This is a genomic window from Pseudoalteromonas sp. Z1A2 (genome assembly GCF_011378755.1).
GTDB classification, from domain to species: Bacteria; Pseudomonadota; Gammaproteobacteria; order Enterobacterales; family Alteromonadaceae; genus Pseudoalteromonas; species Pseudoalteromonas distincta.
In genome coordinates this window covers 64,077-89,213 of the sequence record NZ_WTKX01000022.1, presented here as the reverse complement: position 1 = coordinate 89,213, position 25,137 = coordinate 64,077, and the positions used below count along the sequence as shown (strand labels likewise).

Annotated in this window: 18 protein-coding genes; all 18 read right to left on the bottom strand. The window is 36.9% G+C overall.

Annotation, left to right across the window (positions count from 1 at the left end):
- Positions 1–209: 209 nt before the first annotated feature.
- Positions 210–1,214 (bottom strand): NAD-dependent epimerase, encoded by a 1,005-nt coding sequence (locus GQR47_RS15095; protein ID WP_024596721.1) that lies wholly within the window; start codon positions 1,212–1,214, stop codon positions 210–212.
- Between the two features lie 133 nt (positions 1,215–1,347).
- Positions 1,348–1,695, bottom strand: a complete 348-nt coding sequence (locus tag GQR47_RS15090; protein WP_165723996.1) for a four helix bundle protein — start codon at positions 1,693–1,695, stop codon at positions 1,348–1,350.
- Between the two features lie 119 nt (positions 1,696–1,814).
- A complete protein-coding gene (locus GQR47_RS15085) occupies positions 1,815–2,981 on the bottom strand; it encodes a nucleotide sugar dehydrogenase (protein ID WP_165723994.1) in 1,167 nt (388 codons plus the stop codon).
- Between the two features lie 931 nt (positions 2,982–3,912).
- The gene (locus tag GQR47_RS15080) at positions 3,913–4,869 is read right to left on the bottom strand and encodes a DHH family phosphoesterase (protein ID WP_165723992.1); all 957 of its coding nucleotides are present in this window, start codon (positions 4,867–4,869) and stop codon (positions 3,913–3,915) included.
- A gap of 84 nt (positions 4,870–4,953) precedes the next feature.
- The gene (gene cysC, locus GQR47_RS15075; protein ID WP_024596724.1) at positions 4,954–5,559 is read right to left on the bottom strand and encodes an adenylyl-sulfate kinase; all 606 of its coding nucleotides are present in this window, start codon (positions 5,557–5,559) and stop codon (positions 4,954–4,956) included.
- A 93-nt stretch (positions 5,560–5,652) separates the two neighbouring features.
- Positions 5,653–7,383, bottom strand: coding sequence for an SLC13 family permease (locus GQR47_RS15070; RefSeq protein ID WP_165723991.1), 1,731 nt, complete (start codon positions 7,381–7,383; stop codon positions 5,653–5,655).
- A gap of 75 nt (positions 7,384–7,458) precedes the next feature.
- Positions 7,459–8,865 (bottom strand): sulfate adenylyltransferase subunit CysN, encoded by a 1,407-nt coding sequence (gene cysN / locus GQR47_RS15065; RefSeq protein WP_165723990.1) that lies wholly within the window; start codon positions 8,863–8,865, stop codon positions 7,459–7,461.
- Positions 8,866–8,958: 93 nt separating this feature from the next.
- On the bottom strand, positions 8,959–9,867 hold the full coding sequence (cysD, locus tag GQR47_RS15060) for a sulfate adenylyltransferase subunit CysD (RefSeq protein WP_002963147.1): 909 nt from the start codon (positions 9,865–9,867) through the stop codon (positions 8,959–8,961).
- A gap of 1,093 nt (positions 9,868–10,960) precedes the next feature.
- Positions 10,961–11,830, bottom strand: a complete 870-nt coding sequence (locus GQR47_RS15055) for a glycosyltransferase family 2 protein (RefSeq protein WP_002962426.1) — start codon at positions 11,828–11,830, stop codon at positions 10,961–10,963.
- 2 nt (positions 11,831–11,832) lie between these two features.
- Positions 11,833–12,738: a glycosyltransferase gene (locus tag GQR47_RS15050; RefSeq protein WP_165723989.1), complete on the bottom strand. Its 906-nt coding sequence runs from the start codon at positions 12,736–12,738 to the stop codon at positions 11,833–11,835.
- A gap of 380 nt (positions 12,739–13,118) precedes the next feature.
- Entirely contained in the window at positions 13,119–14,456 is a 1,338-nt protein-coding gene (locus GQR47_RS15045; RefSeq protein ID WP_165723988.1) for a hypothetical protein, read from the bottom strand.
- Positions 14,453–16,234, bottom strand: coding sequence for a glycosyltransferase family 2 protein (locus GQR47_RS15040; RefSeq protein ID WP_165723987.1), 1,782 nt, complete (start codon positions 16,232–16,234; stop codon positions 14,453–14,455). The genes GQR47_RS15045 and GQR47_RS15040 overlap by 4 nt, the downstream gene beginning before the upstream one ends.
- 341 nt (positions 16,235–16,575) lie before the next feature.
- Positions 16,576–17,355 carry an acyltransferase gene (locus GQR47_RS15035; protein ID WP_165723986.1) on the bottom strand — a complete coding sequence of 260 codons (780 nt, stop codon included), beginning with the start codon at positions 17,353–17,355 and terminating at the stop codon, positions 16,576–16,578.
- 8 nt (positions 17,356–17,363) lie between these two features.
- On the bottom strand, positions 17,364–18,104 hold the full coding sequence (locus tag GQR47_RS15030; RefSeq protein WP_165723985.1) for a Stf0 family sulfotransferase: 741 nt from the start codon (positions 18,102–18,104) through the stop codon (positions 17,364–17,366).
- Complete coding sequence (locus tag GQR47_RS15025) at positions 18,094–21,096, bottom strand: glycosyltransferase (protein ID WP_165723984.1); 3,003 nt, start codon at positions 21,094–21,096, stop codon at positions 18,094–18,096. The genes GQR47_RS15030 and GQR47_RS15025 overlap by 11 nt, the downstream gene beginning before the upstream one ends.
- A gap of 2 nt (positions 21,097–21,098) precedes the next feature.
- A complete protein-coding gene (rfbB, locus tag GQR47_RS15020) occupies positions 21,099–22,193 on the bottom strand; it encodes a dTDP-glucose 4,6-dehydratase (RefSeq protein ID WP_165723983.1) in 1,095 nt (364 codons plus the stop codon).
- A 1,038-nt stretch (positions 22,194–23,231) separates the two neighbouring features.
- Entirely contained in the window at positions 23,232–23,600 is a 369-nt protein-coding gene (locus GQR47_RS15015; protein ID WP_165723982.1) for a GxxExxY protein, read from the bottom strand.
- 616 nt (positions 23,601–24,216) lie between these two features.
- Complete coding sequence (gene rfbD / locus GQR47_RS15010) at positions 24,217–25,116, bottom strand: dTDP-4-dehydrorhamnose reductase (RefSeq protein WP_165723981.1); 900 nt, start codon at positions 25,114–25,116, stop codon at positions 24,217–24,219.
- Between the last annotated feature and the right edge of the window lie 21 nt (positions 25,117–25,137).

Below are 25,137 nucleotides of genomic sequence, written 5' to 3'. Positions count from 1 at the left end.
CTTTTTTGCATAATACCTCCAGTAGAAACTGACGATATTTTCTATTAATTAAATCCACTCTGCTAGGTGTCGTTGCTCGGACGCTTACAATATACCTCTGTAGGTGCGAATTTACTTCGCGCTCAGCTAACCTAACTTTATTATAAGCCAATAAAAAACACTGTCTCAAATGAAAACAGTGTTTTTAAATGACTTACAAATTGTAACCTTTATTTATAAAAGTCTTTATACCACTTGATAAGCTCACTTACGCCTTGCTTAACACCAACTTGCGCTTTATAGCCTGTTGCATTAAATAAATCCGTAGTATCAGCATAAGTTTTATAAACATCGCCGGCTTGCATTTCACGGAAGTTCTTTTTAGCTTCAGTACCTAATTCAGCCTCAATGGCTTCTATAAACTTCATTAGGTTTATTGGGCTACCGTGGCCAATATTATAAACCGCATACGGCGCAGAGCTAGAAGCTGGCGAACCAGATTCAACCCTCCAGTCAGGGTTTGCAACAGGTATAACATCGGCGGCACGAACAACGCCTTCTACTATGTCATCTATGTAAGTAAAGTCACGCCACATATCGCCATTGTTGTTTATATCAATAGTGTCGCCGGCAAGTATTTTTTTAGTAAAAATATATGGTGCCATATCTGGACGACCCCAAGGGCCATAAACGGTAAAAAAGCGTAAGCCTGTTGTAGGTAAGCTATATAAATGAGAATAGCTATGCGCCATTAGCTCATTCGCTTTTTTAGTAGCAGCATAAAACGACACTGGGTGATCAACACTGTCGGTTGTTTCAAACGGTGTTTTTTCGTTTAAGCCATATACAGAGCTAGATGAAGCATAAACCAAGTGCTTAACTTTATTATTACGACACCCTTCAAGTACATTTAAATGCCCTACTAAATTAGAATCAGCATAAGCATCAGGGTTTTCTATTGAATACCTAACACCGGCTTGCGCCGCTAAATGTATTACTTTATCAAACTGCTGTGTTTTAAATAACTCGCTCATTGCTGGGCGTTCACTTATATCAAGCTTAATAAATGTAAACGCTTCATGGCTTTCAAACTGCGCTAAACGAGCTAGTTTTAAATTTACATCGTAATAGTTGTTAAGGTTATCAATACCGACTACTACATGGCCAGCCGCTAACAATTTTTGACATGTTGCCGCGCCAATAAAACCAGCAGCACCCGTTACTAAATATTTCATAATTTCCTAATCTTTAAGCTGATAAAGTTGAAAATTGAAAGTTGAAAGTTGAAAGTTGAAAGTTGAAAGTTGAAAGTTGAAAGTTGAAAGTTGAAAGTTGAAAGTTGAAAGTTGAAAGTTGAAGACTAAAGGCCTAATCCCAAGTTTCAATTGTTTTCATTAAGGCAGATATCATTTTTGATAACTGCCTAGACTCTTCTATCCAGGTTTCTGCTGTTTTTGTATCAACTTCACCAATTTTTAAGGCAATATATATTTGTGACCGAAGCTCACCACAGCTACCTTTAGAGTAAGAGAGAAAACGGCAGTAATCTTTAGCTGTTTTTCTCTCATAACCCTCTGCAATATTTGATGAAATTGATAATGCAGATCGTGTAATTTGATCTTTTAAACCAAATTGCTTACTTGCCTTAAAGTAAATAAAAACTTCACAAGCTAAATCGGCAGAGCGTTGCCATACATATAAGTCCTCAAACTGCACAACGCCCCCTAATATAAATTTACCTTAGTTTTTGACTTATACTTTAGCCTTTAACCTTTAGTCTTTAACTTTTAGCCTTTAACTTTTAGCCTTTGCCTTTAGCCTTTAAACTTTGTTTATTAATCACTACCAAATAAATCGCGTGTATAAACTTTGTCTGCAATATCACTGAGCTCTTCAACCATACGGTTAGATACAACAACGTCAGATATTTGCTTGAATTCATTTAAGTCTTTAATTACGCGAGAGTGATAAAACTCATTTTCTTCAAGTACTGGCTCGTAAACTACTACCTCAATACCTTTAGCTTTAATGCGCTTCATAATACCTTGAATAGCAGAAGCTCTAAAGTTATCAGACCCTGTTTTCATTACTAAACGATACACGCCAACCACTTTAGGGCTACGCTTAATTATTGAGTCCGCAATAAAGTCTTTACGTGTCGTATTAGCATCAACAATCGCACCAATAATGTTGTTTGGTACATTTGCATAATTTGCACGTAATTGCTTAGTATCTTTTGGTAAGCAGTAACCGCCATATCCAAACGATGGATTATTGTAATGATCACCAATACGTGGGTCTAAACTAACACCCTGTATAATTTGCTTTGAGTTTAAGCCATGCGCTTCAGCGTAGCTATCAAGCTCATTAAAGTAAGCTACACGCATTGCTAAATAAGTGTTTGAGAACAACTTAATAGCTTCGGCTTCAGTTGAGTCAGTAAAAAGTACTTCAATATCTTCTTTGATAGCGCCTTGCTTAAGTAAGTTAGCAAATACACTTGCACGCTCAGTTTGCTCACCAACAACAATACGCGATGGGTATAGGTTATCGTGTAGCGCTTTACCTTCACGTAAAAACTCCGGTGAAAATATTAAATTACTAATACCCAACGTCTCTTTAATATTTTGCGTAAAACCAACCGGTATAGTCGACTTAATCACCATAACTGCATTTGGGTTATGCGCTATCGCATCTTTAATTACAGCCTCTACAGAGCTTGTATTAAAGTAGTTATTTTCAACATCGTAATCGGTTGGAGTCGCAATAATTACAAAATCGGCATTTTTGTATGCGGCTACTTTATCAGTTGTGGCTGTAAAATTTAAATCACTGCGTGTTAAAAAATCACTAATTTCAGTATCAACAATAGGCGATTGCTTATTGTTTAAAAGCGCAATTTTGTGTTCGTCTATATCTAATGCAACCACTTCATTGTGTTGTGCTAACAACATAGCATTAGAAAGGCCTACATAGCCTGTACCTACAACGGCAATTTTCATTTTATTCCCTTAATATTTATAGTGTTAATCATTCTAATTTTACTTTATGAGCGTTCACTTAAAAACAATTTTATCACCCATAACACAGAGGTACTACACGGAGAAGTTCTTAGATCTTCTCTTTCACTTCACCTTGTCTTCTCTGTGGTGATAATAATGTCTTAATCACTTAATGAGTATTTAGCCCAAAACAATTTTACCACCGAGAGCACAGAGGCGCTTCGCGTTACACGGAGAAGTTCTTAGATCTTCTCTTTCACTTCTCCTTATCTTCTCGGTGGTGATAATAATGTCTTAATCACTTTATAAGCATTTAGCCCAAAACAATTTTACCACCGAGAGCACAGAGGCGCTTCGCGCTACACGGAGAAGTTCTTAGATCTTCTCTTTCACTTCTCCTTGTCTCCTCGGTGGTGATAATAATATCTTAATCACTTACTCTATAAGCTAGGTATAAAACTTCACCTACAACCTATGCCACCTTGTAGGTGCGAATTTACTTCGCGCTCATCTAAATTAACTTTACCAAAAGCGAGGTATAATACCTCACCTACAAAACAATTTTACCACCGAGAACACCGAGGCGCTTCGCGCTACACGGAGAAGTTATTAGCTCCTCTCCTTCACTTATCCTTGTCTTCTCGATGGTGATAATCACTTATTTATTCTATAAGCGAGGTATAAAACCTCACCTACAACCTATGCCACCTTGTAGGTGCGAATTTACTTCGCGCTCATCTAAATTAACTTTACCAAAAGCGAGGTATAAAACCTCACCTACAAAACAATTTTACCACCTAGATCACAAAGGCGCTTCGCGCTACACGGAGAAGTTATTAGATACTTCTCTGTACCCTCTGTGTTGATAACTATTACTTATTCAGTTTGTGAATTCACTTAATAAATAAGATTTAGAACTCATCTAAATACATTACTTATAGTAACCTACTAGTTCAGTTATAAAATTTGAAAGTTGCGACTCAGGCAGCTCATTAATTCCAGCAGCAGCCGCTCGCCCACCACCGGTTGCAAACTTACTGCATATATCAACAGCCCCCTGCTTATTACTAAGCGGAGCGCGTACACTAACAGTGTAACTTCCCTTATTATTGCTTGTAACAACACCATGCGCTTTAGTCGGAGCTTGGTTAGCTAAATCATTACCTAATACACCACTAACACGACGCGCCCAAGGCTCATCATCTAATAAAATAACTTTGGCAGTATCACAATCATGCAGAACTTTGGCCCCTGCAGCTTTTTTCATATCAGCTTTATAAGCACGCTCTAAAGTATAGTAAGCAGAGTTTTCATCGTTAATGGCATCAAGCGGCGATTTATATTGCAAAAGTTGCTCGTAAAGAGCCTCTGGAGAAAAATGTAAATCAGCAACTTCACTCCCATAACCATTATAATTAATATACGTACCAAATGCTTTTAGCTGCGATTTTTGTAATTCAGTCAGTTTTAACTTATCAGCTTCAGCATCAGCCTTTGCAAATAAATTATCACCATATGCAGCAGTAATTGCCCACATGTGGAATTGATTATTAAGTAAATCACTCACAATTAAACTGGTGCACATATTTGCATCCAGATCTATATGAGGAAATAAATTTGCGTGATTAGGAATGTCACCTGCTTTGTGATGGTCAACATACATAACTTTAGCGCCAGCCGTTAAAGCATCATGAAGAGCTGGCATATTTTTTTCCATTGAAATATCAAGCACACGAATACAGTCGCCTGATTGTGGTGTTACTTTTTTTAGTAACTGAATATCACGCTTAACCCCAGTTACTTTAACTGTGTCTGTCGGATTAGCGAGTTGTAACTGAAGTAATGCGATAATACCATCAGCATCACCATTAAAAACATCGTATTTCATAATAGTCTCAAAGTCAGAAAACAAAGTACTTTGCTTAACTAAGCGGTTAATCTTTAAATTATTCAGGTATCAAAATCTGAATACCTATAATTTTATAACTTCTTTTTCTTTTAAATACTGAATAATTTGCTCAACACTTTGTTCAATACTTTGCTGTGCTGTTTTTACATGTAACTCTGGTGATATTGGTACATCAAAAGCAGAGCTAATCCCCGTAAAGTTAGGTATTTCGCCAGCTCTCGCTTTTTTATACAAACCTTTAGGATCGCGGCTTTCGCATACTTCTATTGGAGTATCAATAAACACCTCAATAAACTCACCGTTGGCCATAATACTGCGAGCCTGGGCACGATCTGTAGCAAATGGAGAAATAAATGCTGTCGACACTATTAAGCCAGCATCAACAAATAACTTAGCAACTTCACTAATACGACGGATGTTTTCAATACGGTCTTCATCGCTAAATGTGAGCCCTTTATTTAGACCCATACGAACATTGTCACCGTCTAACAAATAAGTATGACAACCTAATTCAAATAATTTTGATTCCACCGCATTAGCAATAGTAGACTTACCTGAGCCACTTAATCCCGTATACCAAAGCAAAACCGGCTTATGTCCTTTATGACCTTGCTTTTGTTCTCGTGACACCGTTTGCGTGTGCCATACTATATTTTCATCCTGGCTCATTAATATACCTTACCTTTTATTCTTGTACGGCCCGAGGTAACCCCACACCGACGTAATATAATTTAAAATGTGACACTATAGTCCATTACGTGTCTACTTAAACGGAAAAAACACCGGAATACAAACTAAAACAACCACTGCATAAACAACACTGACAGGTAAGCCCATTTTAACAAAGTCATTTAATCTATAGTTACCGGCATTAAAAACCATTAAATTAGTTTGATAACCATAAGGGCTTATAAAACTTCCACTTGCAGCAAAAGCAACTGTCATAACAAACGGCAATACATCTACTCCAAACCCAAGCGCAATGGTATAACCTATAGGAAACATTAATGCAGCTGCCGCGTTATTAGTCACAAACTCAGTCATTAACCAAGTTGCTATATAAACAAAAATTAAAGCAATATATACATAGCTCGGATCGTTATACTGGCCAATAAAATCGCCTAATGTAACTACTACACCAGAATTAACTAAAGCATTTGAAAGCAAAATTGCCGACGAAACAACTAACCAAATATCAACTGGAAAGCGTCTAACCAGCTCATTCGTAGTTAAACTATGAGTGAATAATAACGCTCCGAGTAATAATACTAAACCTTCTAATAAATCTAGAATACCAAAAGCGGCCAGTACAATGATTGAAATAAACCCACCAATAGATAGCCAAGCACGCCACCCATTTATTCTTGATTCAGGCTCAACACCAGAAAGTACTAAAAAGTTTTTATTAATATTGGTTCTTGTTTTGTAATCTTTACCCACCGCTAAGACTAAAAAGTCACCAGAACGAATTACAACATCCCCTAACTTTCCTGAGACCTGCTCACCATCGCGTCTAATTGCAACTACAGCGGCATCAAATAAAGCCCTAAAACCTGTTGTTTTTAAGGTTTTACCAACAATAATACTTTCCTGTCTAACTACTACTTCAGTTAAATTGCTATTTAACGTACCGTTTTTTTCAGCAAAAATCTCTAAGCCTGTAAATTGTCCAAGCTGAAGTAACTTAGTAACTTCGCCACAAAATATAAGCCTATCAGAGCACTGTATAACCTCCGAAGGAGACACAGGGCTAATTAAGTGCCCCTTTCTCACTATTTCAACTAAAAACAATGACTCTAAATGCCTCAAGCCATTAGCTTCAACGGAACGCCCGATAAGCTCAGAGTTTTCAGCAACCTTAGCATCAATAAAATACCCTTCAGAGGTCGCCTTTTTTTGCTCAATACTGGGTAACATATTCGTGCAAAAATACATAACAACACCACAGCAAACAACTAAAATAGCCCCAATTGCTGTGAACGAAAAAAACGACAGTGAACGTCCAGAAGCCTCAATATACATTGAGTTAACAATCAAATTAGTTGACGTTCCTATAAGTGTTAAAGTACCACCTAAAATAGAAGCGTAGGAAAGAGGTAAAAGTAGTTTACTCGAAAAGTGGTGAGGATTATTACGTATAGGAGAAAGTAACGTAGCGACAACAGCTGTATTATTTAAAATAGACGAAAAAAGTGTAGTAACTCCAAATAACCTAAACCAAGTAGAATGGTAACTACTCACAATTATTTTAGATGCTACAACCCTTAACAAACGTGTTTTTTCAAGTGCTAAAGAGCACAATACAAGTAAAATTAAAGTCACTAAACCAGGGTTTGCAATGCTTGTTAAAAATTGTTCTTTAGTAACCAAATCACAAGCTATCAAAGCAATAAGTGTCGCTCCAAAAACAGCGACAGGCCTTCCTTGAATAACAACTAATCCAGTAACCGTAAGTGCAAAAATAAAAAGCGTTAGATAAGCATCTAATGGCATAATTATAGTAGCCATCCATAGTTAATAAAACAAAAGTGCGGGCTAAAAAAGCCCGCAATGCTTAGCACGAGCAATCTATCGGATTACTTTTGCATCCCAATGAGGAAAGTGTTTACGAACCAACGCATTAAACTCAACTTCAAAAACAGAGTGTTGGTTTTGCGATTTATTCGTTTTAGCATCCAGAGGCTTACGTATCATCCCAGCACCAACAGTTACGTTAGTTAAGCGATCAATAATAATAAACGCTCCTGTGTGCTTATTAGTATCATAAGCATCAAATTGTACAGGTGCTGTTAAAGCAAATTGACAGTTACCAATCTCATTTAAGTTTAGCTGCGACGCTTCTTTTTGCTCTAGCGTATTCACGTCAACTTTATAGTTAACAGCTTCTACGTGGCCAAAAACAGACTTACTGCCAACTTTTATTTCATACTCACGGTCAACTTGTAATGCCTCTTCAGTCATCCAAACCACATCAGCTTCTAAATTAGCAGATGAATGAGGTTTTTGATGAGGGCGCACTAACATATCGCCACGACTAACATCAATCTCATCTTCAAGCGTTAATGTAATAGCCATACCAGCAGAAGCTTTTTCAAGGTTGCCATCAAAAGTAACTATTGATTTAACTTTACTTTCTTTACCTGAAGGTAATGACGCAACAGTATCCCCCACTCTAATATCGCCAGCAGCTATAGTGCCACTAAAGCCACGAAAATCTAAATTAGGACGGTTAACATATTGTACTTGCAGTCTAAATTCATCATTTTTAGCATGCGTCACTGAAACCGTGTTTAAAAGCTTCATTAGCGTAGAGCCAGGGTACCAAGACATCGCTTCACTTTCATTTACTACGTTATCACCACGCAGTGCCGAAATTGGTACAAAACGTATATCATCAAAAGATAATTTTTCAGCAAACTCTCGGTAATCTTTTTTAATGTTTTGATAAACAGATTGCTCGTAACCAACTGCATCCATTTTATTAATGGCAATAACTACATTTTTAATTCCTAACAAAGAACAAATATAGCTATGGCGACGTGTTTGAACTTGCACACCATGGCGAGCATCAATCAAAATAATTGCTAAATCACATGTTGAAGCGCCCGTTGCCATATTACGAGTATATTGCTCATGCCCTGGCGTATCGGCAATAATAAATTTACGTTGATCCGTTGCAAAATATCGATATGCAACATCAATTGTAATACCTTGCTCACGCTCCGACTGAAGGCCATCAACTAAAAGCGCTAAGTCAAAATCGTTATCTGTAGTGTTAAAGCGTTTTGAATCTTTTTCGATAGCAGCCATCTGATCTTCAAAGATCATTTTGCTGTCGTAAAGTAAGCGGCCAATTAACGTTGATTTACCATCATCTACACTGCCGCAGGTTAAAATACGCAGCATATCTTTGTTTTCGTGTACTTTTAAATAAGCTTCAATATCGGTTGCAAGTAAGTTTGTATCTTGTGACATAATTTTCTCTGAAATTTGGTTCGTAATAGGTTAATAACAAGTAGTTATTTATAATTTAGTAATAACTTGTCTCTTAAAGCTTCTAACGTATGGTTAGAAATAACCTTCCATTTTTTTCTTTTCCATAGAACCAGCTGAATCGTTATCGATTACTCTGCCTTGGCGCTCTGACGTAGTACAAAGCAGCATTTCTTGGATAATTTCAGGTAATGTTTGAGCCACAGACTCAACAGCACCAGTTAATGGATAACAACCCAATGTTCTAAAGCGAACCATTTTTTGCTGAACTTCTTCGCCTTTTTCAAGCTCCATTCGTTCATCATCAACCATAATTAATGTGCCATCACGCTCAACAACAGGACGCTCTTGTGCAAAATATAATGACGGAATTTCAATACCTTCAAGGTAAATGTATTGCCAAATATCTAACTCAGTCCAATTGCTAAGTGGGAATACGCGAATACTTTCACCTTTATCGACTTTGCTGTTATAAACATTCCAAAGTTCTGGGCGTTGGTTTTTAGGATCCCAACGATGGTTTTTATCACGAAATGAATAAACACGCTCTTTAGCACGAGATTTTTCTTCATCGCGACGAGCACCACCAAATGCAGCATCAAAACCATTCATATCAAGGGCTTGCTTTAAACCTTGAGTTTTCATAATGTCAGTATGTTTAGCACTACCATGAACAAATGGGCTAATCCCCATTTCTAAACCTTCAGGATTTTTATGAACAATTAAATCGAAACCATGCTTTTCAGCCATTTGATCTCTAAACTGAATCATTTCTTTAAATTTCCAGTTTGTATCTACGTGCATTAACGGAAAAGGTATTTTACCTGGATAAAAAGCTTTACGTGCTAAATGCAGTAATACCGAAGAGTCTTTACCAACAGAGTAAAGCATTACTGGATTATCAAATTCTGCGGCTACTTCACGCATTATATGAATTGATTCGGCTTCGAGGGCCTTAAGGTGAGTTAACTTTTCTTCATTCATAACGTTTGTTTATATCCTAAATTATCAAAATCCATCCAAGCCAATTATTAAAATATTATTTGGCTAAACTAAAACTATTATGCGTACTAGTTTAAATATTATAAACACCGCATTCAATGCGCAAGTATGCGTTCATAGTACTATATTCTTCACTAAGGTGCTGAGTGCTTCATCAAGAGAGTAAATAATCCTTATTTACTCTATAAGCGAGGTATAAAACCTCACCTACAAAACATTTTTACCACCGAGGGCACCGAGGCGCTTCGCGCTACACTGAGAAGTTATTAGATAGATCTTCTCCTTCACTTCTCCTTGTCCTCTCGGTGGTGATAATAATGTCTTAATTACTTTATGAGCATTTAGCCCAAAACAATTTTACCACCGAGAACACAGAGGCGCTTCGCGCTACACAGAGAAGTTATTAGATCTACTCTTTCACTTCTCTTTGTCTTCTCGGTGGTGATTAATCACTTTATTAGCGAGGTATAAAACCTCACCTACAACATATGCCACCTTGTAGGTGCGAATTTACTTCGCGCTCATCTAAATTAACTTTGTTAAAAACAAGGTATAAAACCTCACCTACAAAACATTTTTACCACCGAGGGCACCGAGGCGCTTCGCGCTACACTGAGAAGTTATTAGATAGATCTTCTCCTTCACTTCTCCTTGTCCTCTCGGTGGTGATAATAATGTCTTAATTACTTTATGAGCATTTAGCCCAAAACATTTTTACCACCGAGGGCACCGAGGCGCTTCGCGCTACACAGAGAAGTTATTAGATCTTCTCTTTCACTTCTCTGTGTTCTCTGTGGTGATAATAATGTCTTAATTACTCACACTATAAGCGAGGTATAAAACCTCACCTACAACATATGCCACCTTGTAGGTGCGAATTTACTTCGCGCTCATATAAATTAACTTTATTAAAAACAAGCTATAAAACCTCACCTACAAAACATTTTTACCACCGAGAACACTGAGGCGCTTCGCGCTACAAAGAGAAGGTAAATCACTTCTCCCTTTCTTCTCAGTGGTGGTAGTTACTCATTTTATGAGTGATTACAAAACCTATATAGTCGCTCTTTTTATACTATTTCCAATGTTTATCATAAGAGCCTTTTCTACCTAGCAATCCATCGTAAATACCTTTGAGCATAAACCCAAAGCGCTTACGTCTATTTTTTTGCATAACAGAATTTAAAAAAAAGCGAATCGGCATAAAAAACAAACACCTTACTTTCCAATAATTTGGAACGTAAGCCCTGCGGCTCAACAATAAAATATTTCTAAACTGATAATACAGCCTAATTGGGGCACCAACTTTATAAGTTATACCCACAAACTTACTGCGAGAGTCTCCTAAACGATGAACCATTTCTATATTTTTGGCTTTAGCAATATCAAACCCCATACTTCGAGCACGCCAGCACCATTCATGGTCAACCCCATCAATAAATAAAGATTCGTCTTTTAAACCTATATGATCAAGAGCGCTTAAATCTATCATCATCCCTGAAGCAATAATTTGAGTAACACCAACTAGGTCGTCGTATTCAAACACCTCTTTTTGAACCATAGGGTTTACTTTTTTATCTGAAAAACTACAACGAATTCTAGGGCCAATAGCAACTACATTTTGCTTCACTTTAGTAGATGCCTTAAGCAAACTGCTTAAATTGAAAACCATATCAGTAGGTATTAAGCTGTCTTGGTCAAGTAAAATGGCATACTCACACCCTGCTTTTAAAAGATAAATAAGCCCAGCATTATGCGCATGCGCAATACCCGAGTTATCAGCAAGATGAATATAATGGTAATGACTAATTACTTTTGTGAAATCGTGAGGGGTTGGGCTATTATCAACTATAACCACTTCTTCTGTTTGCCCATATAAACGCGTTAATAATCGTTCTGTTAACGCTAGGTCGGGCTTATAAACAACTAAAACTGCACCAATCATAATTAATTGTGTTTACTTAAGCCCAATATAAAGCGGTCGGCTTTATATGCAACTTTTATAATCCATGAAGGCATCATTCGTAATACTAATACAAATAACGCATAACAATAATTTTGTAACGACTTTTGCTTAAGGGAATCCATAGCTAAAAGCCTAGCTTTAAATTCATTTACCGACTTACCTCTACCACGGCGCTTATAAAAACCATTTATGCGCCTAAAATGGAGTAATGGCTCTTTTACATTCGCAAATTTGCAGCCATCTTTTGCCAGTGCTATCCATAAAAAATAGTCTTGAGTGTTAAGCATGTTAGTTAAATACCTATGCCCACGTGCAAATACACTATACCTAATAGCAACCGTAGGATGGTTTATAGGGCAACGACGCGAAAAAGCGCAAATTAATTTAGAATGAGTAAGGGGTAACCTACGTATACCTGCTCTGTTACCTTGTTCGTCTACTTCCCACAAAGCAGAGCCAAGCACATCAACATCTTGATGCTTATTTAGTAAAGTAACTTGTTTTTCAAAACGGTGAGGTACGCAAATATCATCGGCATCCATTCTAAAAAAGTATTCTGGATTTAGTGGTAAGGTTGAGTCGATAATGTAGTTCATGCATGTGCTTAACCCTTTATTTTTTAGGCCATGCACTAGCGCTAAATTTGGGTGTTGTTTTTCTATTTTAGTTAAGTAAATAGCAATATCGTCTGCTACTTCACCATCGAGCACGATCATAAATAAATCAGCAGGTAAAGTTTGGTTTAAAACACTCTCAACTGCTTGTTTTACCCACTCTAGCCGGTCGTTGATATAAACAGACATACCACAAACAACACTTACGCTACTTGCAATTGGATAAGTAGATTGCAATATAAACTGATTATTAGTTGCCGAAATTGGGATCATACTCTCTCTATAAAAAGATAAAACAACTCAAACAAACAGTCATTTACAAACTAAAAGCAATTCTAGCTTACTTTAATTAAGCACACAAAAAAACATAACGAATAATAACGCTAGTTTTACTTTTTATTAACTACCTAAAAGGCTTAATCGCAAAATTTTCACGTCTACGGGTTAAATTAGGATTGTAAGCAGTATCACAAACTATGACGTCAGCCCATGTAGCTTGCAAATAAACAAGTACAGCATTACGTGCAATAACCAGCTTTATGAATTCCCCCACAGTACCTAGATACAAATTAGGTAGCGTAAATTAAACACCTTAATTTTTGAATGCCAGCTTAACTTATGATTCTACTTAGCTCTATAAATAACTTAAGGACTTACCGTTTTAATAAGTTTTTAAACTTACGCATAGTGCTGCCTTTTGCTGGCACTAGCTCAGCAGTAGTTAGCGCTTTGTTTTTAGCATTCATCGCTCTAATAACCTCATTTAACTTGTCGATAAATTGCCAGTTTTTAGGATTAAAATAATGCGCACCTTTAGCAAACTTTATTGCGTTGTCTAAATCATCTAGCTGAAGGTAATAACAAGCCAGCTCGTAGCAAATTTTACCTCTTTTACTCGGGTGAACAGTAAACTGGTTTATATGCTTTAACAGCAAATCGTCAATTAACGTATTATGGTCTATCGTTTCATATTGCACATTAAACAGATCATAAATAGCTGGCGTATCAATCATTAAATTAGGGTGACTCATTACTAAGCTAACTAATTTTGCATGCAATGCAGAATCATATTTAAGTAAATACTCAGAAATTAATGCTAACTGCGATAAAGAAGCGCTCTGCTTTACAAAAAATCGCTGCTGCACATTTTTAAAAATGTTCAATAGCGGCAACAAATGAGGTTGTCTATAGTGCTCTATAAAACTGGTCATTTTTTCACAGCTTTGGCTATTTAATACATTAAAGGTATCGGGCGAAATTAAAGAATACTCCCTACTACCAATATCACAACTTTGCAATGCTGCATCTAATTTAGGCTCTAATGCCCCCAAACCAAAATGATTTAGTAAGCGCTTAAACTCTAAGCTTTCAAAGGTAAAAGAGGGGTTAATTCTACTATTTTTAAAACCTTTATCCAAACTCATACCCAATACACAAAGCATATCTGCAACTATATTACCTCCTTGCATCAGTCTCTCATCAAACGGGCGTAGGTGCATTTTTTTGCTATCTATATTTTTAAAAACACGCTCTAAGTATTGCCATAAAAAGCTGTCTATTTCAGGCGGCGCAATAAATGGTTTAATATTAGAATGTCGCTTAACGGATTGATTATAATTAGACTCTAAAAGCTCTACAGGGTTACGTACATAGGCAATAAATTCAGCATGGGGTATCAGTTTTTGAATATCAATAATTCTGTGGAAGAAAAACTCTGACGACAAAAGTAGAGTCGAATGACCGGTTTTTTCAAATTTAAGTAATAAACTTGTTACCTTCTCGGCATCAACTTGCCAAGTACCATTTTTAGCTTGTGTTAGTATTTCTCGCAAGTTTCCAGAGCTAATCTTATCTTTAGACAGGTCGTGTTTAGGATAAAAAATACTATTTGATTCTAAATGCGTTATATTTTTAACAAGCCACGCTTGTATAGCTGACGACCCAGTTTTACCTGGGCCGGTGTGTATAATTACTCGTTTGGTATTGTTCATTTTAACGAAAAGTCTTCTCTGGTTTGGCTTAACCAAGGGCTATAGCATGGGTCGTTTTTAAGCTGCTCACCCCATGTATTTTTCATATAGCTAACCTCTTGATCAAAGCGCTTTATTTTTTCAGGAGTATCTTCAGCACCACGGCTAACCGACTCATGATGTATCATCTCAGCATACGGAGTCCATACATTTAAATACCCTGCTTGTTGTACTTTTAAACAAAAATCAACATCATTAAAGGCTATGGTTAAATGTTGCTCGTTTAATCCACCTACTTGCTCAAATACAGATTTTCTAACCGCTAAGCAAGCCGCAGTAACAGCCGAAAAATTTTGTGTTATTTTAAGGCGTTTAAAATAACCAGCATGTTCTTTTGGTAAATATTTATGCGCATGCCCAGCTACACCACCTATACCTGTAACTACACCAGCATGTTGTATTGTATTATTTGGGTAGTACAATTTTGCACCAACACACCCAACATCATTGCGTAAGGCATGGCCTAGCATTTCGTTTAACCAATTAGGTGATTGTATTTCAATGTCATTATTCATTAAAACAATCACCTCACCGTTGGCTTTACTTACTGCGTAATTATTAATAGCCGAGTAATTAAAGGGTTTGTTGTAGGTGAGTAAGCGTACTTTTTTAGCACTTTCTAGTTGCTTAAAATAGCTAATAGATTCAGGGTCATCAGATTGGTTATCAACCAGTAGTACCTCAAAGTGTGTATAACGAGTTAAAGTATAAAGCGAGTCAATACACTGCTTAACTAGCTGAGCACTATTTTTAGTAGGTATAATAATAGACACTAAAGGCAGCTGCTTGGGAATAGGCCAATTCACCTTATAGGTATTACTAAGCAAACCTGTTTCTACAGTTATGTCAGCGGTATCACTAAAATAGCATTGCAGCGCTTTTAAGCCGGCATCGTGCGTATAATTTTTTTCACTCCCAGCGAGTGCAGTAGAGCCTGCTGCAATACGCCAATGGTATAAAACATAAGGTATGTGGACAATTTCTTTTGCGTTACACGCTTTAATTGCCCGTAATAGTAAATCGTAGTCTTGGCTGCCTTCTACACCTTTAGTAAACCCGCCAATGGTATTTAACAGCTCTTTTTTATAAACCCCTAAATGGCAAATATAATTATGCGAATACAGTAAGTCTGGGCTAAATTTAGGCTTAAAATGAGCCTGTTCAAACTCACCTTGCTCGTTAACTTTATCTTCATCACTATATAAAATATTAGTTAAGGGCTCATTTTTTATAAATAGCGCGACCGTGTTTAAGGCGTACTTATGCAATAAATCATCATGGTCAAGTAAAGCAATATACTCACCAGTAGCTAAATTAAGGGCATCATTAGATGCAACCGAAATATGCCCATTAACCTCGCGCTTATGGACTTTAATTTGTGGGTGCTGCGAGTAGGTATTTAATAATTGAGTTAACTCAAAATCATTTGAGCAATCGTCAACTAAAATTAGCTCCCAATTACCATAAGACTGTCCAATTACAGACTCAACCATAGCCTTAAAATGCTCAAGGTTCGGCTTATAAACCGGCGTAATAATAGATATTTTTACACCTTGGGTTACCTTGGGGAGTAATGAGAGGAAAAACGTATTTTGAGTACTTGTATTTAAATAATTATTAGCATCACTGCCTGCCACGTTATCATCAACCATTTTAATAATATATTTGCGGTAAAAACGAGCAAGCCAATCAATTTTTCTAAGCCTTATCCGAAGCTCTAGCGGTAAAATTTCAATCATTCATATACCTATTAAAAAACAGAAAAGGATAACCTTTTTTATCGAACTTACCTTAACCGTTATCTTAATTTATTAGCCTAGAGTGAAAAACTATTAAAATGGCAAAAAGCTTATTAAACTTTAAATACTCAAAGCACCTGCAACAAGTTAAAAATCGCATCACTAACCGCAATTTATTCAAAGAATTAGCTTATAATTTAATAAATAAACATCAATAGATAACAGAAATAAATAAAAATTATATTATTTTATTGAAAGAGTTAAAAAGAATACCTCAACTCCAAATTAGGCCACTTTAATATATTATTTATTCTAAGCTAGAATATAATCTAAACCCTTATTTAAGCATCTGATTTAATTTCATTATATACATCATATATTTGCTCTATTGTTGGATTTTGAGGTCTAGTCCATGAAATGTTTTTACGTATTGTAGTATTTGGCACCCCACCTGAGATAGAAAACTCAGGTACATTTTTCGAAACTAGAGCTTTGGCACCAACTATAGAACCGGTTCCTATACAAACACCTTTGGTAATCATACAGTCCTTCCCTAACCAAACATGGTCAGAAACAGTAACACTTTTAGGTAAGTTGAGTATTTTTTTATCCTCAACATCAAATATTCCATGCATATCGGTTGTATAGATTGAAACACCATGCGCTACCATTACATCCTTGCCTATAACTATCTCAGTGTTACTACCTAGTACACAAGTTAAGCCATTAGAAGTAAACTTCTCTTTTATTTCAATTATGCTCCCCTTAGAATTGTACCTGAAATCAACACTACTACCTATTGGATATGGCGTATCACCATGTATAAAGCATACGTTTTCTGAACCATTGAATAAAATTTTTCCTGTAATTTTAGCATTACGTCCTATTACAACAATATTATTACTTGTTCCTAAGGTGGCATTTACTTCAAGCCCTCCCTTAGCAACAGAGTCCATTGAGTCCTCTTCTAAATATACTTTTACACCGCACTCATTTCTAATATTTACTTTTTTCCCTTCAAATACTTTAGCTTTATGATCAACTAAACGAAACCTTTTATTATTAACCTTTAAGACCTCACCTACCAAATCGACAGACTTAAAAAAATCTTTACAATTCATAGCACCAGCTACTCCTCAAGGTAATTGGTAATCAAAATTTCATTTTTATTGTTTGATAACTTTTTTATATTTCTGGCTTTAGGCAAGCTTTCTAAATCAAATTTTATCCCTAAATAATTTGATACGCGAGTTAAATAATTTGGGTAAGCTCTACAAACCTGCTCGTAATGTAACTCAAGAGGTGAATTAACCCCCCAACTTTTAAGTACCTCATCCCAAAGCAATGTTTCTCGTGCGATATTTATGACTTCAATGTCAATCTCTTCATTTTTATAAGTTATATTAGAGTTGTAATCAAGATTCTTATCTTTCAGTAAGTTACCTGGTTTGTAGTCCGAATCATTGTTATGAAGAGCGTGATTCACTCCAGTCTTAGTTGCTATAACTCTAGATATTGCCTGCCTCACTATTCCATCACGCTTTATTCGAATAAATGTCGCATTAGATAGTAAACTTTTTACTCTTGGGAATAGTCCTTCTTTTGAAGGTTCTAAATTAGTTAATGATAAACAATGTTCGATACTTTTAAGCTGGTTCGCCATTACTTTGATAGCTGATACCCCATTATCTGTTTTAGACTTTTCAATAATAGCCTCAAAGCTTTTAAGCCAGTCAACATCTTTCTCTGGGTTCCATGGTATAAAGTACTCTTCTGCTTTACCCATTACATTAGTATTTCTTAAGTCTTCTACAATCATTGTAGAGCCGCACCTTTGAGTGGCGCATAGTATAATTAACTTAGTTTCCATTTAAATTTGCCTTATTAAAACCTGTTAAACGAGCTGAATTAGACGCTATACGTCTTTTAATCATATCTGCTGTGAGAGAGTTTTTCTCACCCCACTCTTTGTCGTAAGCGTTTAAACGAACGATCTCATCGCTAACTTTATCTGAGTCAATCATTGTATAACCGAAAACATCACGGAAAAACTCAGCTTCTTCAAAAGCACGCTTTTCTACGTTCCCTTCATCAAAATCATGAGAGTGAAAAACCGCGCCTTGCTTACAGTAAACTTTTTGGTAGCCAGCCTTTATTATTTCCCATGCCCAAGCTTGGTCTTCACCAAAAGGAACTTCAGGGTAAGGCAGGGTCTCCCACACGCTTTTACGCATCATTGAATTGTTATCACTATAAAAGTGTAAAAACTGTTGCCAGCCTAAATCTTTATTTTTCCATTTAGTACTGTCTGTACTTTGCGATACACAATAAGGGAAGTTTTCGAAGTTTTCAAAATGACTCACTAAATCCCTTTTGGTATATGGGTCTGCATCCGGCCAAGCAAAGTGTTTACCAAATACACCTGCCGCATTAGGGTAGTGCTCTAAAGCCGTAACCATATTGTAAAGCCAATACTCATCTACAGGTAAAGCATCCTGAGTAAGCACTGCTACAAACTCACCTTTGGTCATGCTGATAGCTAGATTACGTGTTCTACCATGCTGAAATTCAGAATTAGGTATAACATGTAAGTTTATATCTGGGTTACTTTTTATAAACTCGACTGTATCGTCTTTTGAGCCGCTATCAACAACTAGTACCTCATACTCCCAAGGCGCTTTTTGTTCTTGTAGGCGTTTAATTACCTTTTTAAAAACATCACCGGCGTTCCAAGTAGGTATAATTACAGAGGCTTTAATACCTTTGTTTTTTTCAGTTTTTTTATACTCAAAACCTAGCTCTGGAAGGCGCTCAAATATAGCTTGCTCAACCGCTTTTGCAGCATCTTCCCAAGTAAATTGGCTCACCCACTCATAGGCTATCTGCGCTTGGTGTTTTCTTTTTTCATCATTTACTACCAATTCAGCTAATTGCTCCGCCATTTCTCTAGGCTCTGTAGATAAATAAGATACTACTCCCTCAGGAAAGATAGCTCGCGTGCTTTCTACATCAAGTTCAGCTACAGGGATCCCACACGCCATCATTTCTTGTGGAATTAAAGAATAATTCGTTGCAGAAAAAACAACTCCTAAATCACATGTTTGGTAAAGCTTGGCTAATTGGTCAGTATCACATATGCCATGATCAATACATTTAAATGGCGCAGAGTTGAATGGTAGTGGCGCACCAAAACTATGAACTTCAATATTTAAGCCTTTTTCAGCTAGAGCCTCTAATGCTAAAAAGCCAAGCTCTACTGCTCTTCTCGAGGTAAAATGACGTGCATAAAATGCAATTTTTACAACATCACTATTTTCTCTTTCGACTTCTGGCAGGCTATATGTATTAAAGTCAACTGAAAGCCAAAACTCTCTAGCCCAACGGCCATATTTATTTTCCATTAATTGCTTTAGCCAAGGGCTTGCACATACGCAATCTAAATCGTGTTTATAAGTATTTCTTGCTGAAATAGCATATGACCCCTGAGCATAAAACTCTGGCTCATGATCTTGTACAAAGTAGAATCGTCGTTTAAAACCAGCCATTGAATTAACATAACTTACACTCCCCCAATCTGTAGCAAATACAACATCTCCGTTTGCTGCTAAAAATTTAGGATCAGAGGTAAATTTAACTTGTGCTTTCACTAATTGAAAATGTTGGATTATATCTTGGTAAGCGGCATATTCTGACTCGTGTAAAGTTGGGTTATAAATCCAAATTGTGTTTGTATGGCCAAACGTTTCAAGATACCGAATCGTTCTAAAAATAGTCATATGGCCGCCTGCTCCAGGTGAAAAGTCAGGCATAACCCAATGTATATTTAAAACATTTGAGTAATAGTTACTAGCAGGATTTAACTTTGTAGGTATGTTATCTATTAAGGCTCGCAATGGCGCATCTTTAGTTAAAACCGCCTCTGGGTCAAACCTTAATACCCCTCCGCTAGAAACCTCTAGAGCATTCGCATAAAAAGCACGCAAACCTTGCTTTTTACCTTCCATTAAAAAGTGTGCTAATGGCTCTTGCTCTCTACCTTCAAGATACTCTTTACTGTAGCGAGCTGCATCAAATTTTGGTGATGGAGAGTGTCCTAATTTCCATCCATGATTAGCATAAAATAAAAATGCACTTTCATTATAACCAATTTCTTCTGCATATTTTTTTGTATACCACTTCAAATCAAAATACGGATTTGGGCTTCTAAACTCAAATTGCCCATATAAAGCAAAATGTTCAATCGCATTCACACCTGACTCTCGAAGGTCTTCGTTTGTCATTGAATACCAATCAGACAAAAACAGCTTAGTTTGTTCGTATTCAATATAAGCCTCATCTACATACCCTGTTAAAGATCTATATTGACGACCCTCATATACACCATATTCCAAATAATGGCTAAGTGGCTCTATACTTGCTTCTTTAATATCTTTGTGGCTTTCAACATAATCTATAGAATCAAATTTTGGCGAAGGTATTAACGCTTTTGCGCTCCAATTATCTATATAGTGCAGTAATGGGCACACATTACTTTCCAGCTGATATTCATTTATAAACCAATTCGTATCAAAGTACGCATTCGGGTTACGACCTTCTTTCCAACCAAATAAAACATAATGCTCAATAGGGCAAACATCACTACCAGTGAGATCACTGTAGAATGCAAGGTACCAATCTTTATCTACTAATGAGCTTTCTTTAACTCTCTTAATTTGAATACTTGCTTGCTCTTTTTTCATTTTTTCAATGCGAGCGATTCTATTTTCTTCATTTAACAAATTACTTTTTTGCTGGTTTTCAACCCCTTCTTTCGAAGAAAAAATCTGTGAAAACTTTTTCGTACTTTTAAATAAATTTAGCATAATTATTTATTGCCCATATTCATTAATTCACTCCACCATGCCTCGTTATCTAAATACCAATTTAATGTTTTAGCAAAGCCTGTTTCAAAACTTTCTGCTGGTACATAGCCTAGCTCGTTATTTGTTTTAGTTGCATCAATTGCATAGCGTCGGTCGTGCCCTGCACGGTCTTCAACATAAGTAATTAGTTGCTCAACGTTATTTTCCATAGCAGCTTTAGCATTAGGGAAGCGTTTTGCAAGCTCTGGGTTATTGGCAAATTTTTCACCCATTACTTTACATACCAATTTAACTATATCTATATTGGCCCATTCGTTATTACCGCCAATATTATAGTTTTCGCCTATGCGACCTTTTTTAAGCACAAGCTCTATGCCGCGTGCGTGATCTTCTACGTATAACCAATCACGTATTTGTTGGCCATCGCCATAAACAGGTAGAGGCTTGTCGTTTAAAATATTAGTAACAATAAGCGGTATTAGTTTTTCAGGAAAATGGAACGGCCCATAGTTGTTTGAGCAATTTGATGTAGTAACCTCAAGCCCATAAGTATGGTGGTATGCGCGTACTAAGTGATCGCTTGCCGCTTTTGATGCAGAATATGGTGAGTTTGGTGCGTAAGCTGTTTCTTCAGTAAACGCAGGATCAGTTGCGCTTAATGTGCCGTATACTTCGTCGGTGCTTACATGGTGGAAGCGATGTTCTAAAGGCTCGTTACCAGCTGCTTTAGGCTCGTCTATCCACTTTTTTTTAGCTGCTTTTAATAAGCTGTATGTACCTAGTATATTTGTTTCAATAAAGGCGTCGGGCCCAGTTATCGAGCGATCTACATGCGACTCTGCTGCAAAGTGTACTATGGTGTTTAACTGATGAGTGTCGATTAGGTTTTCGATTAACGCTGTATCGCAAATATCGCCGTGTACAAAGGTCATATTTGGGTTGTTTGCTACACTGTCTAGATTGGCTTTGTTACCAGCATAAGTAAGTGCGTCTAGCACTATTACTTTGTCTTGTGGGTTTTGCGCTAACCAGTAATGTACAAAGTTGGCACCTATAAAACCAGCACCGCCGGTTACTAATAAATTTTTTACTGTCATCTGTTATTCCATTTTACAAATTTTGGCTATACGCCTTATGTCATCGTTACGAGTCGTAAGCTGTAAGCCGTAAGACTACAAATTGTTGTTTACTAAATAGTAAGGTAATAAAAGGTTATTTATTTTGACCTTTTATGTGTTTTTATTTAGTAATAATAATTACTTTACTCGCCTAAAAAGTGAGGTTTATACCTCACTTACAAAATATTTTTATAACCAAGAAGCTTAATAACACCAGCAAGCTAAGCGCCTGCAATCACTTCTCTTTGTTTTGTGTATTCTCTGTGGTGATTAACCTCTTTATAAGCGAGGTATAAAACCTCACCTACAAAACAACTTTACCACCGAGGCGCTGCGCGCTACACGGAGAAGTTACTAGCTCTTCTCTTTCACTGCTCTGTGCTCTCTGTGGTGGTGATTAACCTCTTTATGAGCGAGGTATAAAACCTCACCTACAAAACATTTTTACCACCGAGGGCACAGAAGCGATTCGCGCTTCACTAAGAAGTTACTAGCTCTTCTCCTTTACTTCTCTTTGTCTTCTCGGTGGTAATAATAATCTCTTAATCACTTTATGAGTTTTAGCCCAAAGCAATTTTACCACCGAGAACACAGAGGCGCTTCGCGCTACACAGAGAAGTTATTAGATCTTCTCTTTCACTTCTCTTTGTCTTCTCGGTGGTAATAATAATCTCTTAATCTCTTAATCTCTTAATCTCTTAATCTCTTAATCTCTTAATCTCTTAATCTCTTAATCTCTTAATCTCTTAATCTCTTAATTACTTTATGAGCATTTAGCCCAAAGCAATTTTACCACCGAGGACACAGAGGCGCTTCGCGCTACACTGAGAAATTATTAGATCTTCTCCTTCACTTCTCTGTACTCTCTGTGGTGGTTAATCACTTTATGAGCGAGGTATAAAACCTCACCTACAAAACAATTTTACCACCGAGGGCACAGAAGCGATTCGCGCTACACGGAGAAGTTATTAGCTCTTCTCTTTCACTTCTCCTAGCTTACCGGCTGGAGAGCGGATTTTACACGCTAATACGTTTCAGCCCGTCAAGCAACCGGACCTGATTAAAATTAATTAATAGCCCAGTTTTTATGCCTGTTAACTTTAAATAAGTTATAAGCTGAGCTGAATGAATAGGCAGCAGTTTATCAACAGCTTTTAATTCAATAATTAATTTTTCAGGTATCAATATGTCTAACCTATACCCTGCATCTATACTTATACTTTTATAGCTAATCGGTAATGCAACTTGATTCATAGGTAACAAACCAGCTTGCTGTAACTCATAAAGTAAGCAATTTTCATAACTAGATTCTAATAAACCAGGACCAAGTGTTTTATGTACTTCAATAGCGCAACCAATTACAGTTTTAGTTACCAAATCTTCCATAAATAGCGCCCTTAGAATCTATTTAGCACCTAAATAAATATAAACCCGTATTTTACCACCGAGAACACAGAGGCGCTTCGCGCTACACAGAGAAGTTACTAGCTCTTCTCTTTCACTTCTCTGTGTCCTCTGTGGTTATAATAATCTCTTAACCACTTTATGAGCGAGGTATAAAACCTCACCTACAAAACATTTTTACCACCGAGAGCACAGAGGCGCTACACGGAGAAGTTACTAGCTCTTCTCCTTTACTTCTCTTTGTCTTCTCGGTGGTAATAATAATCTCTTAATCACTTTATGAGCTTTAGCCAAAAAAAATTTACCACCGAGGGCACAGAGGCGCTGCGCGCTACACTGAGAAATTATTAGATCCTCTCCTTCACTTCTCTGTGCTCTCTGTGCTCTCTGTGGTGATAATAATGTCTTAATTACTTACTCTATAAGCGAGGTATAAAACCTCAACTACAAAACATTTTTACCACCGAGAGCACCGAGGCGCTGCGCGCTACACTGAGAAGTTATTAGTTCTTCTCCTTCACTTCTCTGTGTTCTCGGTGGTGATAATAATCTCTTAATCACTTTATTAGGAGGTAGAAGCCTCACCTACAAAATTAACCTATTGGTTAAGTTTTAGCTCTGTTAGCATTTCTTTTAACTGTGTGCGCCAGTGAACTGTTTTTACGCCACTTATTTCTTCAGTCTGAGCTTTATTTAACACGCTAAATGCTGGGCGTTTAGCTGGTGTTGGGTAGCTTGCTGCTGGTATTGCACTAATAGGTATTGATTTAGTTAATAGCCCTTGCTCAATTGCAAGCTCTTGTATTGCTACTGCAAAATCGTACCACGAAGCAACACCCGCATCGGTCCAATTTAAAATAGTTGCTGTATTTTCAGTATTTAAAACTTGCTCACTGCTTGCTTTAGCTACTAAAGCCCATAGCATATTAGCCAAACCTGCCGCCCACGTTGGCGTACCAACTTGGTCGCCTACTATACCTAACTGTTCTTTTTCTGCCATTAATCGTAACATTGTTTTTACAAAGTTATTACCAAAAACAGAGTAAACCCACGCGGTACGCACTATAGTTGCTTGCGAGCCTAAAATTTCATTAATAGCCTGCTCACCAGCTAGTTTAGACGCGCCATAAACGCCCAAGGGATTTGTTGCATCGCTTGCGGTATAAGGCATAGTGCTTGTGCCATCAAACACAAAGTCGGTAGATATATGTATAAGCTTTGCGTCAATATTTTTACATGCATTTGCTAAATTAGCTGCACCTTGCTCATTTACAGCATAGGCTGTATCGGTATCGGTTTCGGCTTTATCAACCGCTGTATAAGCTGCTGCATTAATAACTATATCTGGCGAGTGTGTTATTAGTAACTCGTTTACCTGTTCGGCATTACTAATATCAAGCTCTTTTGAGCCAAAGCATATTAGCTCTACATTGCTTGGGCAGGTTTTTTGTAACTCTGAGCCTAGCTGGCCATTTTTACCTGTTACTAATATTTTCATAATGAATACTTAATTTTTGGC

Excerpts from the sequence above, each read along its gene's own strand:
- GQR47_RS15095 (WP_024596721.1), bottom strand. The coding sequence starts at position 1,214 with ATGAAATATTTAGTAACGGGTGCTGCTGGTTTTATTGGCGCGGCAACA.
- GQR47_RS15085 (WP_165723994.1), bottom strand. The coding sequence starts at position 2,981 with ATGAAAATTGCCGTTGTAGGTACAGGCTATGTAGGCCTTTCTAATGCT.
- GQR47_RS15080 (WP_165723992.1), bottom strand. The coding sequence starts at position 4,869 with ATGAAATACGATGTTTTTAATGGTGATGCTGATGGTATTATCGCATTA.
- cysC (WP_024596724.1), bottom strand. The coding sequence starts at position 5,559 with ATGAGCCAGGATGAAAATATAGTATGGCACACGCAAACGGTGTCACGA.
- GQR47_RS15070 (WP_165723991.1), bottom strand. The coding sequence starts at position 7,383 with ATGCCATTAGATGCTTATCTAACGCTTTTTATTTTTGCACTTACGGTT.
- cysN (WP_165723990.1), bottom strand. The coding sequence starts at position 8,865 with ATGTCACAAGATACAAACTTACTTGCAACCGATATTGAAGCTTATTTA.
- cysD (WP_002963147.1), bottom strand. The coding sequence starts at position 9,867 with ATGAATGAAGAAAAGTTAACTCACCTTAAGGCCCTCGAAGCCGAATCA.
- GQR47_RS15055 (WP_002962426.1), bottom strand. The coding sequence starts at position 11,830 with ATGATTGGTGCAGTTTTAGTTGTTTATAAGCCCGACCTAGCGTTAACA.
- GQR47_RS15050 (WP_165723989.1), bottom strand. The coding sequence starts at position 12,738 with ATGATCCCAATTTCGGCAACTAATAATCAGTTTATATTGCAATCTACT.
- GQR47_RS15045 (WP_165723988.1), bottom strand. The coding sequence starts at position 14,456 with ATGAACAATACCAAACGAGTAATTATACACACCGGCCCAGGTAAAACT.
- GQR47_RS15040 (WP_165723987.1), bottom strand. The coding sequence starts at position 16,234 with ATGATTGAAATTTTACCGCTAGAGCTTCGGATAAGGCTTAGAAAAATT.
- GQR47_RS15035 (WP_165723986.1), bottom strand. The coding sequence starts at position 17,355 with ATGAATTGTAAAGATTTTTTTAAGTCTGTCGATTTGGTAGGTGAGGTC.
- GQR47_RS15030 (WP_165723985.1), bottom strand. The coding sequence starts at position 18,104 with ATGGAAACTAAGTTAATTATACTATGCGCCACTCAAAGGTGCGGCTCT.
- GQR47_RS15025 (WP_165723984.1), bottom strand. The coding sequence starts at position 21,096 with ATGCTAAATTTATTTAAAAGTACGAAAAAGTTTTCACAGATTTTTTCT.
- rfbB (WP_165723983.1), bottom strand. The coding sequence starts at position 22,193 with ATGACAGTAAAAAATTTATTAGTAACCGGCGGTGCTGGTTTTATAGGT.
- GQR47_RS15015 (WP_165723982.1), bottom strand. The coding sequence starts at position 23,600 with ATGGAAGATTTGGTAACTAAAACTGTAATTGGTTGCGCTATTGAAGTA.
- rfbD (WP_165723981.1), bottom strand. The coding sequence starts at position 25,116 with ATGAAAATATTAGTAACAGGTAAAAATGGCCAGCTAGGCTCAGAGTTA.